This window comes from Cellulosimicrobium sp. NPDC055967 (genome assembly GCF_042269845.1).
Taxonomy (GTDB): Bacteria; Actinomycetota; Actinomycetes; order Actinomycetales; family Cellulomonadaceae; genus Cellulosimicrobium.
The window spans coordinates 300,697-315,205 of record NZ_JBHJYJ010000003.1 but is presented as its reverse complement, the minus strand read 5'-3'; the positions used below and the strand labels follow the sequence as shown (position 1 = coordinate 315,205).

The window sequence follows — 14,509 nt, the reverse complement described above, 5'->3', positions numbered from 1 at the left end:
CCGTCCTTCAGGTCGTGCTCGACGGCGGGTGGGGTCGTTCTCGGCGCCGCCCCCGACGCGAGGCCCGACGGTGGTGCTCGCCCGCGTGGGTGGGGGCGCCTAACGTGGCGGGATGGACGTGGAGGTGCGCTCCGCCGTCGGGCGCTACGACGACTTCGCCACGGTGGTCGGACCGCGGAAGGCGGGCGTGCACGCGTGCTGGTGCATGTCCTACCGCGACAGCCGGGTCAGCGCCGAGGACCGCCCCGGGTTCATGGCCGACCTGTGCACGACCGACCCCGGGCCGGGCGTGCTCGCCTACGTCGACGGCGACGTCGCGGGCTGGTGCTCGGTCGCGCCGCGCAGCACCTACCGGCGGCTCATGAACGCCCGGACCATCCCGTTCGTCGACGACCTCGACGCGTGGAGCGCTGTGTGCTTCGTCGTCCGGGCCGGGTACCGGCGCCGCGGGCTGATGCACGACCTGCTCGCCGGCGCGGTCCAGCACGCGGCCGCGCACGGCGCGCCGGCCGTCGAGGGCTATCCCGTGGACGCGGGCGGCGAGCGCGTCGACGTGATCTCCGGCTACGTGGGTACCGTCGCGCTGTTCGAGCGGGCCGGGTTCGTGCGCGCGGCCCCGACCACCGGTGTCAGCGGCGGCGTGCCGCGGGTCGTCATGCGGCGAGACCTTGGCCGAGCCGTGAAACCCAGGTTTCACCCGGCGCCGGGCTGACAGCAGAGGCCACTCGGCGCGCAGCAGCGGGCGTCGCGCACACGAGGATCGACCGGTGATCACCCGGGCTTGATCAGGTCAGTGTCCAGCGGCTCGGGTCTTGATGGCCTCGAGGACAGGGCCGGCCGCGGTGATGGTGTGCTCGCCGAGGGTGATCTCGATGGTGCGGTAACGGCGGGTGGGCTTGACGAACTTGCGCAGGGACCAGCCGGTCGTTTCCTCGATCCACCGGCCCACAGCGATCGCGGCGAACACGATCAGGAGCTCCACAAGCCGTGCGGGCTCGTCCGACCGTGGTAGGCGCCTCGGCACTCGCAGCGACAGGTCGGCCACCGTGCGGACCGGCGCTCGAGGTGACGATCCTCCGTCCCGACGACGACGGCACGAAGGCGGCCTGATGTTCCCGCGGCGTGCTGACCGTCCGCTCCCCGTTCGAGTCGTGTCGGCGGCGTCCGGCATGCTGGATGCCGAACCGTCGGTCATCTGGAGTGAGGCGTCGAAGTGTCCGTCCTCAGTACCGCGCTGGGCTTGCAGGAGCTCGTCAAGGACGACCCTGCGCTCACGCTGCTGCGCGCCGAGCACCTGCCCGTCGTGGTCGCGGTACTCGGCGAGCACCTGGGGGGTGATGTGCACCGCCGCCCCGCGGAGGAGCTGTACGACCTGGTGGAAGCGGACCTCGACGAGCTACGTGCTCACCTCCACCTGCCACTGACGGGTCGTGCGTACTGCGACGCGTGGCGGGCGAACGGCTTCCTCGTCCGGCGCCCGGCCGTCGAGTCCCGCGGCGAGACACTCGAGCTCTCACCCGGTGCGCTCGCCGCGATCCGTGTCGTCGAGCAGATCACGACGCCGCGTCAGGCGGTCACGGAGTCGCGGCTCGCGAGCATCGTCGGGCGCCTCGCGGACCTCGCGGTCGAGACCGACCCGGACGTGACTCGTCGCCTCGCGGCCCTCCAGGCGCAGCGCGACCGGCTCGACGAGCAGATCTCCCGGACCGCGGCGGGCGAGCCCACGCTCGACGACCGTCGCGCCGCCGAACGCCTCCTGGACATCCTCACCCAGGCGCACGACGTGCCGGCCGACTTCGCGCGCGTGCGTGCCCGGTTCGAGCAGCTCAGCCACGACCTGCACGCGAGCGTCCTCGGCTCCGACCAGTCCTCGCGCACGGTCCTTGCGGAGGTGTTCCGCGGCGTCGACCTCATCGCCTCCTCGGACGAGGGACGGACCTTCGCGGCCTTCTCGCGCCTCGTGCTCGACCCGGCGCAGGGGGCCCAGGTGGACGACGCCGTCACGCGCCTCCTGCGCCGCGAGTTCGCCGCCGACCTCGACCCGGGCGAGCGGCGCTTCCTGCGCCGGTTCATGCGGTCCCTCAAGGAGCACTCCGCGGAGGTCCAGGGTGTCGTGACGACCTTCGCGCGCGGCCTGCGTCGGTACGTGCAGTCCCAGGACTACCAGCGTGACCGTGCCCTGCGCCGACTCCTCGACGAGACGGTCGCCAAGGGCGTCGCCGCCGCACCGCGCACGAAGCCCTACTCCCCCACCGACGTCGTGCTGGAGCTGACCTCGGTCCCGCTGACGAGCATCGGCGAGCTACGCCTGCACGACCCGGCCGAGATGGACGCGACCGCGCCCATGGAGGTCAACGCGGGCGGTGTCGCGAGCCTGGAGAACCTGCGCGCCATCGCGCGCGAGACGGAGATCGACTTCGCCGAGCTCGCCGACGCGGTGGACGCCGTGCTGGCCGGGCGCGCGACCGCGACGGTCGGCGAGGTCCTCGCCGCGCACCCCGCGACGCAAGGCATCGCGAGCGTCGTCGGGCTCCTCACGCTCGCGGCTCGGCACGGCACGCGCGACGACGAGACGACCGAGATCCTCACCTGGACCGGGCTCGACAAGATCCCGCGGCGCGCCGACGTCGTCGTCCATCGCTTCACGGAGAGGACCGCACGATGACGGACGTGACCACGACCGCCCCGGCCCACGCCGGAACCGAACCCGCGGGCACGGACGATCCGCTCGCCCCCACTTCCCCGGACGCGTTGTGGCACGAGGACACCGGGACCCTCGCGAGCGAGTCAGCCCGCCGCGCACTGCTGACCCTCGTCCGCGGCCCGTACCTGTCCGCGGCACGACACCCCGCCCTGTGGTCGGCCCTGCTCTCGGACGAGTCGGCGATCCGCTCCCGGCTGCACGACCTGTTCCTCGACCTCGTGGTCGACCTGGACGCCGAGCTCGCGTTCGTCCGGCGCGCACGCACGGACGAGGTCGAGGTGCCGAGCACCGTCCGCACCGTCCAGCTCACGTTCCTCGACACTGCGATGCTGCTCGTCCTGCGCGAGCTGCTGCTCTCCGGTCAGGGTGAGCGGCGCGTCATCGTCGGGCGTGACGAGGTGTTCGAGCGGTTGCAGGTGTTCCGCACCCGGGATCGTGACGAGCAGGACTTCTCCCGGCGGCTCAACGCGTCGTGGACGAAGATGCGCAACACGCTCCGCGTCGTGCACTCGGCCGGCGCGGCCCGTGCCGACGACGACGACCGGGTCGAGATCTCCCCCGTGCTGCGCGTCCTCGTCGACGAGCAGCAGGTGCGCGCTATCGGCGCCGAGTACGACCGCATCGCCGCGGCGGAGGTCGCAGACCGCCCGACGAACCAGGAGACGGACCGATGACGACCCCGACCCTCGCGCCCCTGGCAGCGGGCCAGTGGCGGCTCGCGCGCGTCGAGCTGTTCAACTGGGGGACGTTCGGCGGGTTCACCCCGATCGGCGTCGCGCGCAGGGGACACCTCGTGACAGGGGCGTCGGGCTCGGGTAAGTCATCCCTGCTCGACGCGGTCGCCGCCGTCCTCACACCGGACAAGTGGCTGCGTTTCAACCTCGCCGCGCAGGACACCGGCGGCCGCGGTGAGGACCGCAACCTCGTCAGCTACGTCCGCGGCGCGTGGAGCAAGTCCGCGGACGAGCACGTGGACCGCGTCGTCACGACGTACGCACGGACGGGCTCGGTGTGGAGCGGCATCCTGCTGCGCTACGAGGACGGCGAGGGCGGCACGGTGGTTGCCGCACGCCTGTTCCACCTGCGCGGCGCGAGCACCGACCGCTCCGACCTGCGCGACGCGTGCCTCCTCCTGCGCACCCCCGTGACGCTCCAGGACCTGGGCCCCTTCGTCGAGAAGGGCATCGAGGCGAAGGCGCTCAAGACGGCGTTCCCCGGCGAGACGGTGACGACCAACGGCAGCCACGCGCAGTTCTACGTCCGGCTCCGCCGCGCGCTCGGCATCGATCACGAGAACGCCCTGCTACTCCTGCACAAGACGCAGTCCGCGAAGAACCTCAGCACCCTCGACCAGCTCTTCCGCCAGTACATGCTCGAGCCGCCGACGACGTTCGCGCAGGCCGACAACGCCGTCGCGCAGTTTGGCGAGCTGCACCGCGCGCACCAGCACGTCGTGACGCTGCGCGAGCAGGCGGAGCACCTGGGCCGGATGGCCGAGGTCGGAGACGAGCACGAGAAGGGCCTCGCGCTGCAGGACCAGTCCGACCGCCTGCTCGCCGCGCTCGACGGCTACGCGACCGGGCTCGAGCTGGATCTGTCCCGCACCGTGCACCACGAGCTGCTCTCGCGGCACGCCCGGGCCCAGGACGACGCGCGCGCCGCCCGTGACGAGGCGAAGCGAGCACGCGAACGCTACGACCTGGCGGTTGAACACACGGCCCGGCTGGGCGGCGGCGAGGTCGGGGCGCTCGCCGGGCGCGTCGAGGACGCGGAGCGTGCGCTGCACGAGGTCGAACGACGCTGGGAGTCGTTCGCGCACGAGCTGCGAGACGTCGGAATCGTCGACACCCCGACGACCCGTACGGAGCTCGCGGAGCTCGCCGAGGTGGCGCGCCGCACCCTCGCGGCGGAGCCCACGGCCGTCCCGCACGACGTCCTCGACCGTGCCGCTCGCACCCGACGGGAGCTCGCGCGGCTCGAGGCGGAGGTGGACGCCATGCGGAGGGGGCGTCCGACGAACATGGACCCGGTGCTGACCTCGATCCGCACCCAGGTCGCGGCCGAGGTCGGCATGCCCGAGGCGGCGCTGCCGTTCGCGGGCGAGCTGATCGACGTCCGCCCCGAGCATGCCGTCTGGACCGGAGCGATCGAGCGCGTCCTGCGTCCGTTCGCCCGGACGCTCCTCGTACGACCCGAGCACCTCGCGGGCGTGCGGCGCGCGATCGACCGACGCCACCTCGGCACACGATTCGTCGTCGAGGTCGCCGGTCGCGGGGCCGAGGCTCCGCGTCCCGCCGCATCGCCAGACTCGCTGCTGCACAAGGTCGACGTCGCACCCGGGCCGCTGCACGACTGGCTCGTCCACACCCTCACGCAACGGTACGACTACGCGTGCGTCGAGACCGCCGACGACCTCGACCACGTGGCTCGCGGGGTGACGCCCGCGGGGCAGGTCAAGACGTCCGCGACGCGGTACGAGAAGAACGACACGCACCCGGTCGACGATCGCCGACGCTGGGTGCTCGGGACGGACAACGCGGCGAAGCTGGGGGTGCTGCTCGAGGCACTGGCCGCCGCCCGCACCGCCCGCGACACCGCGGAGGAGGCAGCCGAGGCGGCCCAGCAGTCCCGGTACCGGGAGGCCGCGCGTCGACTCACGCTCACCCGCGTGACCCGCACGACGTGGGACGAGATCGATCGCGAGGCGGCACGGACCCTGGTCGCAGAACGCCGTGACCAACTCGAGGACGCGACGCGCACGAGCCCCGACCTGCGAGACGCGCAGCTCCGCCGCCAAGAGGCCGCAGACGAGGACGCCGCCGCCAACGAGCGCGCGAACTCCGCGGAGCAGGCATCGGCCGAGCTCAAACGCCTGCTCGTCGAACGCGAGGAGCGCATCGGTGACCTCGAGGCACGGCGCACGGAGGGTGACCGCCTCGACGGGGAGGTCCTCGAGCAGCTCGATCGGAGGTTCCACAGCGACCGGCGCCGCCTCGGGCCCGACGACGTCGCGCGGGTCACCACGCAGGTCACCCACCGTCTGTGGGAGGAGCGGTCGGGCGCGGAGGCGGCGCTGCGCGCCTCGGGCGAGCAGTTCGTCCGGCTCGCCACGCAGTTCCGTGGTCGGTGGCCCGCGACGGCCGCAGACCTGACCACCACCGTCGACGACCGTGCCGGCTACCGCACGGTCCTGGACGACATCGTGGCGCGCGGGCTGCCCGAGCACGAGGCCGACTTCCTGCGGCTGCTGCGCGACCGGTCGGTCGAGCTCGTCGGACACCTGCGCGGGGAGATCCTCGACGCGCCGCAGCGCGTCGCCGAGCGGGTGGACAGCGTGAACGACTCGCTCGCGCTGTCCCCGTTCGACGAGGGCGTCACGCTCATGATCGAGCCCAAGGTCCGCCGCTCGGAGGAGGTCACGGCCTTCCTCTCCGACCTGAGCAGCGTCATCGACGGGTCCTGGGAGGCCGACGACCTCGAGGCCGCCGAGCGACGGTTCGCCGTCCTCGCCGAGCTCATGCGGCGGCTCGCGTCGAACGAGGGCAAAGACCGCGGGTGGCGCCAGCGCTGCCTCGACACGCGCGAGCACGTCACGTTCCTCGCGAAGGTGCTGGACGACGACCGACAGGTGGTCGACGTCTACGACTCCGGCGGTGGTCGGTCCGGCGGTCAGCGGCAGCGGCTCGTGATCTTCTGCCTCGCGGCCGCGCTGCGATACCAACTCTCCGACGAGGGCGAGGTCGCCCGGTACGGGACCGTGATTCTCGACGAGGCCTTCGACAAGGCCGACGCGGAGTACACCCGGATGGCCATGAACGTGTTCGTCCGGTTCGGCTTCCAGATGGTGCTCGCGACGCCCCAGAAGCTCCTCCAGACCATCGAGCCCTACGTCGGTGCGGTCACGCACGTCACGAACCCCGACCGCTACCAGTCTCTCGTGGCCGACGTGACGTTCGAGGAGGGGCGGTGACGGCGCGCCGTCCTGTGCCCGTCACCCCCGCCGACGTCCGTGGGCGCGCCCAGCGCCTCGTCCAGCAGCGGCGCGGTGGTTGGGCCGCGCGGGACGACGCACGGCCAGCGGTCCTCGACGTCCCGCTGCACCCCCCGACCGAGGACGACGTCCGACGCGACGAGGCCGCGGCGCGCGCGTGGGTCGACTCGTGGCGGGCGGTGCGCCCTGCGGACGCGGTCGTCTGGACCGAACGGCGGTGGCCGCGCGTCGGTCGACAGCGCGTCCCCGACCGTGTCGTGCTGGACGGGTCGGACGCGATCGCGTCTTTCGCCGGCCACGGCGTACACGCGCACTGGAGGGCGCTCGACGAGCGATCCGCCGTCGTGCGAACCCGGATCACGGCCGAGGGCTCGGGTACCGAGCTCGACGGCATCGCGCGGGCGATCCGCCGGAACACCGCGACCCTCAGCACGATCGCGGCGGACGACCTGGAGCGTGCGCTCGACGTGGCGACGTGGCTCGCGCAGCGACCGGATTCGGGTCTGCGCGTCCGGCAGGTCCCCGTCCGCGGGGTCGGGACGAAGTGGCTCGAGCGTCACGTCGGCCTGGTCACGTCGTTCCACGAGGCGCTGACCGGCTCGCCGACGCTCGGGCTGGCCCAGGACCAGAACCTCGTGCGCGTCCGGCTCCTCGACCCCGGGCTGCTGCCCGGTGCGCCACGCACCTTCGGCGCCTCTCCCGCCGAGCTCGTCCGGCTCGCCCTCGACCCGGACGCCGTCCTCGTCCTGGAGAATCTCGAGTCCCTGCTGTCCCTCCCCGACGACGACCCGGCGCTGGGTCGAGCTCTTGTCGTCCACGGCTCGGGCTACGCCCTGCCACGACTCCGCGACGTCCCGTGGATCGCCGACCGCCCGCTCGTCTACTGGGGAGACATCGACTCCGACGGGCTCGCGATCCTCGACGACCTCCGCGGCTGGCACCCCCGCGTGACGAGCATCCTCATGGACGAGCAGACGTTCACGGCGCATCACGACCTGTGGGACGTCGAAGCCCGCCCGGTCCTGCGCGAGCCGACGCACCTGACACCCGACGAGCGCAGGAGTCTCGACCGTGTCCGTGCCGAGGGTGGTCGACGGCTCGAGCAGGAGCGCATCCCGTGGGAGACGGCGCTCACCGCAGTCCGGGTGGCGGTCGCCGCGGCGACTCGTCACGCTGGGCGCTCGTCAGGCGCCCTCGGTCGGATCTGAGGTCCGCGGCGCTGCTCGGCTTCTCGGCGACAACTCCCACGGGTCGACGACGTCCACCCCTGTGCCGACGAAGTCGCGGACGTTGCGCGTCGCGAGCGTCGCGTCGTGCACACGACAGATCGCGGCGATCTGCGCGTCGGCCATGCTCATCGGCCGCCCCGCTCGCTCGCGGAGCGCGAGGAGGGTGCCCCCGACGCGCGCGGCGTCGGCGTCGTACGCGAGCACCCTGTCCGAGAAGGTCGTGGTGACGTGCTCCTCGATGAGCGCGGCGAGGCGGTCCCGGCGCCGCCCCTCGGGCAGCCGAGCCACGCCGTGGACGATCTCGCCGACGGTGACGGCCGTGATCCACAGCGCCTCCGGAGCCTGCGCGTCGAGCCAGCGGAGCACGCGCGCCTCGGGTACCGGGCGGATCGCCTCGGACACGACGTTCGTGTCGAGGACGATCACGCGTCCGCGACCTCGCGGTCCGACCCGCCCGGCTCGTCGGAGAAGTCGACGGCGCGTCCGTGTTCCGAGCGCGGGGGCAGGTCGAGCTCGACCGTCAGCCCGGCGTCGGCGAACGAGCTGTGGATGAACGTGCCGAGCCCGCGTTCCAACCCGCTCGGTGCCGTCACCGCAGACGTGAGGATCGCGCGGATCTCCGCCTCCATGGACCGGCCGTGCTCTGCGGCCCGGGCACGCAGCCGTTCGCGCACGTCGTCGTCGAGCCCTCGGATCGTCAGCGTCGCCATCTCGACCACCTCCGAGAACCACGCTAGCAAAACGACAGCACCGTCGGCCAGGGTCGTCCCGCCCTCGGGAGCAATGAAGTTGCGACGGGTTGAGAGAATGGACCGTCGTGAGTACCGAGCCCGCAGCGAACCAGCCTGACGCGCGCCCTGCCCAGCAGGGCGGCGCCGCCGAGGGCACCCCGCGCGAGGGTCGTCGTCGCCGCGGGAACCGCCGCGGACGCGGACAGGGCGACCGCCCGACGTCGGGCACCTCGACGACCGCGACGGCGACGCGGCGCGGGCGGGGCGAGCGGCCGCCGTCGGGCCCGCGGCAGGTGAGCCGCGCGCAGCTCGATCGGGCCGCGCAGGCACGCGAGGCCGTGACGGTCCCGCCCATCACGTACCCGGAGCAGCTCCCCGTCAGCGCCCGACGCGCGGACATCGCCGCCGCGATCCGCGACCACCAGGTCGTCATCGTCGCGGGCGAGACGGGCTCCGGGAAGACGACGCAGCTCCCCAAGATCGCGCTCGAGCTCGGGCGGGGCCGCGCGGGGCAGGTCGGGCACACGCAGCCCCGCCGCATCGCCGCGCGGACCGTCGCCGAGCGCATCGCGGAGGAGCTCGGCACGGAGCTGGGCGGCGTCGTCGGGTACCAGGTGCGGTTCACCGACACCTCCAGCGAGGACACGCTCGTCAAGGTCATGACGGACGGCATCCTGCTCGCGCAGATCCAGCGCGACCCGGAGCTCCTCGCGTACGACACGATCATCGTCGACGAGGCGCACGAGCGGTCCCTCAACATCGACTTCCTGCTCGGCTACCTCGCGCGGCTCCTGCCACGCCGCCCCGACCTCAAGCTGATCATCACGTCGGCGACGATCGACTCCGAGCGCTTCGCGCAGCACTTCTCCCCCGCACACCTCGCCCAGCTCGGCGGCGCGCCGGACTACGTGGTCGACGCGCTGCCCGACACCGCGCCCGTCGTCGAGGTGTCCGGCCGCACCTACCCGGTCGAGATCCGGTACCGGCCGCTGTCCCCCGACGTCGACCCCGGCGCCTCCACCGGCAGCGGCACGAAGGCGAAGGGCCGCGCGGGCGCCGAGGAGAAGGACCTCGTGACCGGCATCGTCGACGCGTGCGACGAGCTCATGCGCGAGGGGCACGGCGACATCCTCGTGTTCCTCTCCGGCGAGCGCGAGATCCACGACGCCGCCGACGCGCTCACCGGCCACCTCAAGGACCGCGTCACCGACCCGAAGCACCCGCAGCGCGTCGAGATCCTGCCGCTGTACGCGCGGCTGTCGTCGGCCGAGCAGCACCGCGTGTTCCAGGCGCACACGTCGCGGCGCATCGTGCTCGCGACGAACGTCGCCGAGACGTCGCTGACCGTGCCGGGCATCCACTACGTCGTCGACCCCGGCACGGCCCGCATCTCGCGCTACTCCAAGGCGACCAAGGTGCAGCGCCTGCCCATCGAGCCCGTCTCGCAGGCGAGCGCGAACCAGCGCTCCGGCCGCTCCGGCCGTGTCGCCGACGGCATCGCGGTGCGCCTCTACTCCGAGGACGACTTCCTCTCCCGGCCCGAGTTCACCGAGCCGGAGATCCTGCGCACCTCCCTCGCGTCGGTGCTGCTCCAGATGATCTCCGTCGGCGTCGTCGAGACCCCCGACGAGGTCGCGCGCTTCCCGTTCGTCGAGCCCCCGGACACGCGCGCCGTGCGCGACGGCGTCCAGCTCCTCACCGAGCTCGGCGCGCTCGCCACGTCCGACGGCGTCACGCGCCTCACCGAGGTCGGGCGCGTGCTCGCGCAGCTCCCCATGGACCCGCGCCTCGCCCGCATGATCTGGGAGGGCTCGAGGCTCGGCGTCGCGCGCGAGGTCGCGATCATCGCCGCCGTCATGTCGATCCAGGACCCGCGCGAGCGCCCCGCCGAGGTCCGCGCGCAGGCCGACCAGGCGCACGCGCGCTTCACCGACCCGCACTCCGACTTCCTCACCTACCTCAACGTCTGGGAGTACGTCCGCGAGCAGCAGCACGAGCTCTCGTCGTCGGCCTTCCGCCGCCTGTGCAAGGCCGAGTACCTCAACTTCCTGCGCATCCGCGAGTGGCAGGACGTCGTCGCCCAGCTCCGCGAGATGTCCAAGCCCCTCGGCATCGACATGTCGTACAAGCCGCGCGCCGGGCGCTCCGGATCGGGTTCGGCGGAGGGGGCCTCGGGCTCAGCCGCCGCGGACCCGACCACGGCTCCCGACCCGGCCGCCGCCGAGCAGAGCGCGGCGTACAAGCGCGCCTGGGACGGCGACACGATCCACAAGGCGCTGCTGTCCGGGCTGCTGTCGCAGCTCGGGATGCAGGACACGGGCGACGTCAAGGCGTCGTCGGTCGCGCACCTCAAGGGCGAGGCCCGGGCCAAGGCGCTGCGGCGCGCGCAGAAGCAGGCGCGCAACGAGTACACGGGTGCACGCGGCGCGCGGTTCGCGATCTTCCCCGGGTCCCCGCTCAGCAAGAAGCCGCCGGCGTGGATCATGGCGGGCGAGCTCGTCGAGACGTCGCGGCTGTGGGCGCGCGACGTCGCGCGCATCCAGCCCGAGTGGGCCGAGGACCTCGCGGGCGACCTCGCGCGGCGCACGTACTCCGAGCCGCACTGGTCGACCAAGCGCGGCGCCGCCATCGCGACCGAGAAGGTGCTGCTCTACGGCGTGCCGATCGTCGCGGACCGCAAGGTGCTCTACGCCAAGGTCGACCCCGAGGCCGCGCGCGAGATGTTCGTGCGGCACGCGCTCGTGCAGGGCGAGTGGACGACGCACCACCGGTTCTTCCACGACAACCGGAAGCTCCTCGCCGAGGCGGAGGAGCTCGAGGCGCGCTCGCGCCAGCGCGGGCTCGTCGTCGACGACGACGCGCTGTTCGACTTCTACGACGAGCGCGTCCCCGACGACGTCGTGTCCGCCGCGCACTTCGACCGCTGGTGGAAGACGGCGCGCCGCCGGGACCCCGACCTGCTCACCTTCACGCTCGAACAGCTCGTGCCCGACGCCGAGCAGATCGACACGTCCCAGTTCCCCGAGACCTGGCCGCAGGGCGAGCTCACGCTGCCGCTCACCTACCAGTTCCAGCCCGGGACCGACGCCGACGGCGTCACCGTGCACGTCCCGATCTCCGTGCTCAACCGCGTCGTCCCCGACGGGTTCGACTGGATGGTCCCCGGCCTGCTCGACGAGCTCGCCACGGCGACGATCCGCTCGCTGCCCAAGCCGGTCCGCGTCCAGCTCGTGCCAGCACCGGACGTCGCGCGCGACGTCGTCGCCTGGCTCCGCGAGCACACGCCCGCCTGGGAGGACATGGCCCGCGCGGGCGACATGGCCGAGCCGTTCCCCGTCGCCTTCACGCGCGCCGTCCGGGCGCTGCGCGACGTCGTCATCCCCGACGACGCGTGGGGCCCCGAGCAGGAGGCGCGCCTGCCCGCGCACCTGCGCATGACGTTCCGCGTCGAGGACCCGCGCGGCCGCGGCGGGTCCGTCGTCCTCGACGAGTCGAAGGACCTCCTCGCCCTCCAGCGTCGTCTCGCCGCGCAGAACCAGGCGGCGGTCCGCGCCGCGGTGAAGGGCGCGGTGGGTGCTGCTCTGCGCGAGGCGGCTTCGGGATCGGTTCCCGGGTCGGGTGCGTCGGTCTCTGGGTCGGGTTCGGCGGCGGAGGGGGCGTCGGTGCTCGGGCTACCATCCGCGCCGCTCGTTCCTCACGGCGCTCCCGCCAGGCCCGCCACGCCCTTCGCATCCGACGCCCCCTCCCCCGCCTCCGCGTCCGGCTCGCCGACGCGCCGCGGACAGGGCACGGCGCCGGACGGCGCAGCGTCGCCCTCGGCGTCCGGTTCGCCGCGGCGAGGCGACGCACCGCCCGCAGACCCCACCACGGCCGCGCTCGTGAGCGAACGCACCAACCTGATCACCTGGCCCGACGACCTCACCGACGGGCGGCTGCCCGCGACGGTGTCGACCGACCTCGGGGGTGGGGTCGTGGTGCGGGGGTACCCGGCGGTCGTCGAGGAGCAGGACGCGAAGGGCAAGCCGGTCGTCGCGCTGCGCGTGCTGGCCGACGCGACCGCGCAGGCGCGGGAGCACGCGCGGGGGGTGCGGCGTCTGCTGCTGACGGAGACGGCGCTGCAGACCGGGCGCATCACGAGCCGGTGGAACGGGACGCAGTCGCTCACCATGGCGGCCAGCCCGTACCGGAACACGGACGCGCTCGTCGCGGACCTCCAGCTCGCCGCGGTGATCGCGCTGACGAGCGGCGGCAGCGGGCCGTACGGCACGCAGCCGGACGTCGCGGCGATCCGCGACGCCGAGAGCTACGCGGCGGCACGGACGTTCGTGCGGGCGCACCTGGAGGACCAGGTGCACCAGGTGGTCGGGCACGTCGTGGCGGCGCTGACGGCGTCGCGCAACCTCGACGCGGAGATCCGCGCGTCGAACAGCCTCGCGCTGCTCAACACGCTCACCGACCTGCGCGACCAGGCTGCGGGCCTGATCCACGACGGGTTCGTCTCCCAGACCCCGCCCCGCCGCCTGCCGCACCTGACGCGCTACCTGCGCGCGGCGTCGTACCGGCTGGAGAAGGCGCAGACGAACCCGAACCGCGACGCCGAGCTCGCGTGGCGCGTCCACGACGTCGAGGAGGCGTACCAGCGCGCCCGGGCCGCCTACGCCCAGGGCCCGGCCGACCCGGTCCGCGCGGCGGACCTGGCCGAGGTCCGGTGGCTGGTCGAGGAGCTGCGCGTGTCGCTGTTCGCGCAGCAGCTCGGCACCGACGGCCCGGTGAGCGAGAAGCGCATCCGCAAGCTCCTCACGCCCGACGGCTGGTGACACGAGGCGGCGCACGGCGCGGGCGCCGCCCGCCGCCTCGCGGTCAGCAGGTCTCGAACACGTACGAGTACGGCTCGCCCGTCTCCTCGACGGGGTCGAACCCGCTCACGTCCGTGTCCGGCGTGACGAGGTAAAGGTCGCGCAGCACGGTCAGGGGTGCGCGGTCGCCGAGAGCGCAGACGTCGGCGAACGTGAGGCCCTCGCCCGCGAGCGGGCCGGGGTACTCGACCTGCAGCACGTGGTCGCCGTACACGTCGGTGTACGCGGAGCACTCGTCCCAGACGGCGCACTCCTCGGTCACGGCGAAGTCGAAGCCGAGGTCGTCGTGCGCGACCTGCGTGATCTCCGCGGCGTTCTTCTGGGCGATGGCGAGCCCGGCGTCGTGCGCGAGACCGACGTACGCCGTCGCGAGCGCGTGCGCGCCGGCCTCGTCGATCTGGTCGAACCGGGTCCAGGTGTCGAGGTTGTCGATCTCGACGGCGTCGAACCCGTCGTCGGCGCACCCGGTGACGACCGGGCCGAGGAGGTCGAGGATCCCGTCCCGCTGCGCGGCGGTCGAGGGGTCGAGCACGAACTCGTCCGGCCAGTCGGGGTCGATCACGAGCTCCCCGCCCGCGTCGTGCAGCAGGAGCTCCTCGTGGTCGAGCCAGAGGTCGGCGTCGTCGGGCTGCGTCTGGAACCCGTTGACGTAGCAGACGTTGTACGCGCCCGCGAGCGGCGTCGCCGTCGCGTCGCGCACCACCACGTCGGGGGCGACCGGCCCGGATCCCGCGTCGACCTGGTCGTACGCGCCGCCGAGCTGGTAGTCGAGGATCCCGCTCGTGGGCGGCAGCTCGACCGCGGCGGGGGTCGTCGCGTCGGTGGAGGTCGTGCGCGCCGTGTCCGGGACGGGGCTCGTGCCGCCGACGGCGGGGCCGCCCGCGCACGCGGTCAGCACCAGCGCCGAGCCGAGGGCCAGGCCGGTCGTCGTTCGTCTCATGTGCTCGTTCCTCTCGTCGTGACGCGCTGCCCGCGCGCCATGGTGGGGGTGCCGATCA

General features: G+C 73.2%; 10 protein-coding genes. 6 read left to right on the top strand and 4 right to left on the bottom strand.

Annotated elements, in window-relative coordinates; translation table 11 throughout:
- The first annotated feature begins 112 nt into the window (after nucleotides 1–112).
- Nucleotides 113–712: a GNAT family N-acetyltransferase gene (locus ACFC2L_RS06240; protein ID WP_375823421.1), complete on the top strand. Its 600-nt coding sequence runs from the start codon at nucleotides 113–115 to the stop codon at nucleotides 710–712.
- Nucleotides 713–790: 78 nt separating this feature from the next.
- Here ACFC2L_RS06240 and ACFC2L_RS06235 read toward each other — a convergent pair whose 3' ends face one another.
- A complete protein-coding gene (locus ACFC2L_RS06235) occupies nucleotides 791–982 on the bottom strand; it encodes a hypothetical protein (RefSeq protein WP_375823420.1) in 192 nt (63 codons plus the stop codon).
- 231 nt (nucleotides 983–1,213) lie between these two features.
- On the opposite strand from ACFC2L_RS06235, the gene ACFC2L_RS06230 reads away from it, so the two are divergent.
- From ACFC2L_RS06230 to ACFC2L_RS06215, 4 genes are read left to right on the top strand one after another with little or no spacing between them, the layout of a single operon-like run.
- Nucleotides 1,214–2,665: a DUF3375 domain-containing protein gene (locus ACFC2L_RS06230; RefSeq protein ID WP_375823419.1), complete on the top strand. Its 1,452-nt coding sequence runs from the start codon at nucleotides 1,214–1,216 to the stop codon at nucleotides 2,663–2,665.
- Nucleotides 2,662–3,378, top strand: coding sequence for a DUF4194 domain-containing protein (locus ACFC2L_RS06225; protein WP_375823418.1), 717 nt, complete (start codon nucleotides 2,662–2,664; stop codon nucleotides 3,376–3,378). The genes ACFC2L_RS06230 and ACFC2L_RS06225 overlap by 4 nt, the downstream gene beginning before the upstream one ends.
- The gene (locus ACFC2L_RS06220; protein WP_375823417.1) at nucleotides 3,375–6,674 is read left to right on the top strand and encodes an ATP-binding protein; all 3,300 of its coding nucleotides are present in this window, start codon (nucleotides 3,375–3,377) and stop codon (nucleotides 6,672–6,674) included. The genes ACFC2L_RS06225 and ACFC2L_RS06220 overlap by 4 nt, the downstream gene beginning before the upstream one ends.
- The gene (locus ACFC2L_RS06215) at nucleotides 6,671–7,903 is read left to right on the top strand and encodes a Wadjet anti-phage system protein JetD domain-containing protein (protein WP_375823416.1); all 1,233 of its coding nucleotides are present in this window, start codon (nucleotides 6,671–6,673) and stop codon (nucleotides 7,901–7,903) included. Before ACFC2L_RS06220 ends, ACFC2L_RS06215 begins: the two co-directional genes overlap by 4 nt.
- On the opposite strand, the gene ACFC2L_RS06210 is transcribed toward ACFC2L_RS06215, so the two are convergent.
- Entirely contained in the window at nucleotides 7,880–8,350 is a 471-nt protein-coding gene (locus tag ACFC2L_RS06210; RefSeq protein ID WP_375823415.1) for a type II toxin-antitoxin system VapC family toxin, read from the bottom strand. The two genes, ACFC2L_RS06215 and ACFC2L_RS06210, sit on opposite strands and share 24 nt — an antisense overlap.
- Nucleotides 8,347–8,634 (bottom strand): Arc family DNA-binding protein, encoded by a 288-nt coding sequence (locus ACFC2L_RS06205; protein ID WP_154797530.1) that lies wholly within the window; start codon nucleotides 8,632–8,634, stop codon nucleotides 8,347–8,349. Before ACFC2L_RS06205 ends, ACFC2L_RS06210 begins: the two co-directional genes overlap by 4 nt.
- Before the next feature lie 107 nt (nucleotides 8,635–8,741).
- Here ACFC2L_RS06205 and hrpA point away from each other — a divergent pair, with 107 nt between their 5' ends.
- Nucleotides 8,742–13,472, top strand: coding sequence for an ATP-dependent RNA helicase HrpA (gene hrpA / locus ACFC2L_RS06200; protein ID WP_375823414.1), 4,731 nt, complete (start codon nucleotides 8,742–8,744; stop codon nucleotides 13,470–13,472).
- 43 nt (nucleotides 13,473–13,515) lie between these two features.
- Here the strand turns inward: hrpA and ACFC2L_RS06195 are convergent, their stop codons facing one another.
- Entirely contained in the window at nucleotides 13,516–14,451 is a 936-nt protein-coding gene (locus ACFC2L_RS06195) for an endo alpha-1,4 polygalactosaminidase (RefSeq protein WP_375823413.1), read from the bottom strand.
- Between the last annotated feature and the right edge of the window lie 58 nt (nucleotides 14,452–14,509).

Coding starts and splice junctions, on each gene's coding strand:
- ACFC2L_RS06240 (WP_375823421.1), top strand. CDS start 113: ATGGACGTGGAGGTGCGCTCCGCCGTCGGGCGCTACGACGACTTCGCC.
- ACFC2L_RS06225 (WP_375823418.1), top strand. CDS start 2,662: ATGACGGACGTGACCACGACCGCCCCGGCCCACGCCGGAACCGAACCC.
- ACFC2L_RS06220 (WP_375823417.1), top strand. CDS start 3,375: ATGACGACCCCGACCCTCGCGCCCCTGGCAGCGGGCCAGTGGCGGCTC.
- ACFC2L_RS06205 (WP_154797530.1), bottom strand. CDS start 8,634: ATGGCGACGCTGACGATCCGAGGGCTCGACGACGACGTGCGCGAACGG.
- ACFC2L_RS06195 (WP_375823413.1), bottom strand. CDS start 14,451: ATGAGACGAACGACGACCGGCCTGGCCCTCGGCTCGGCGCTGGTGCTG.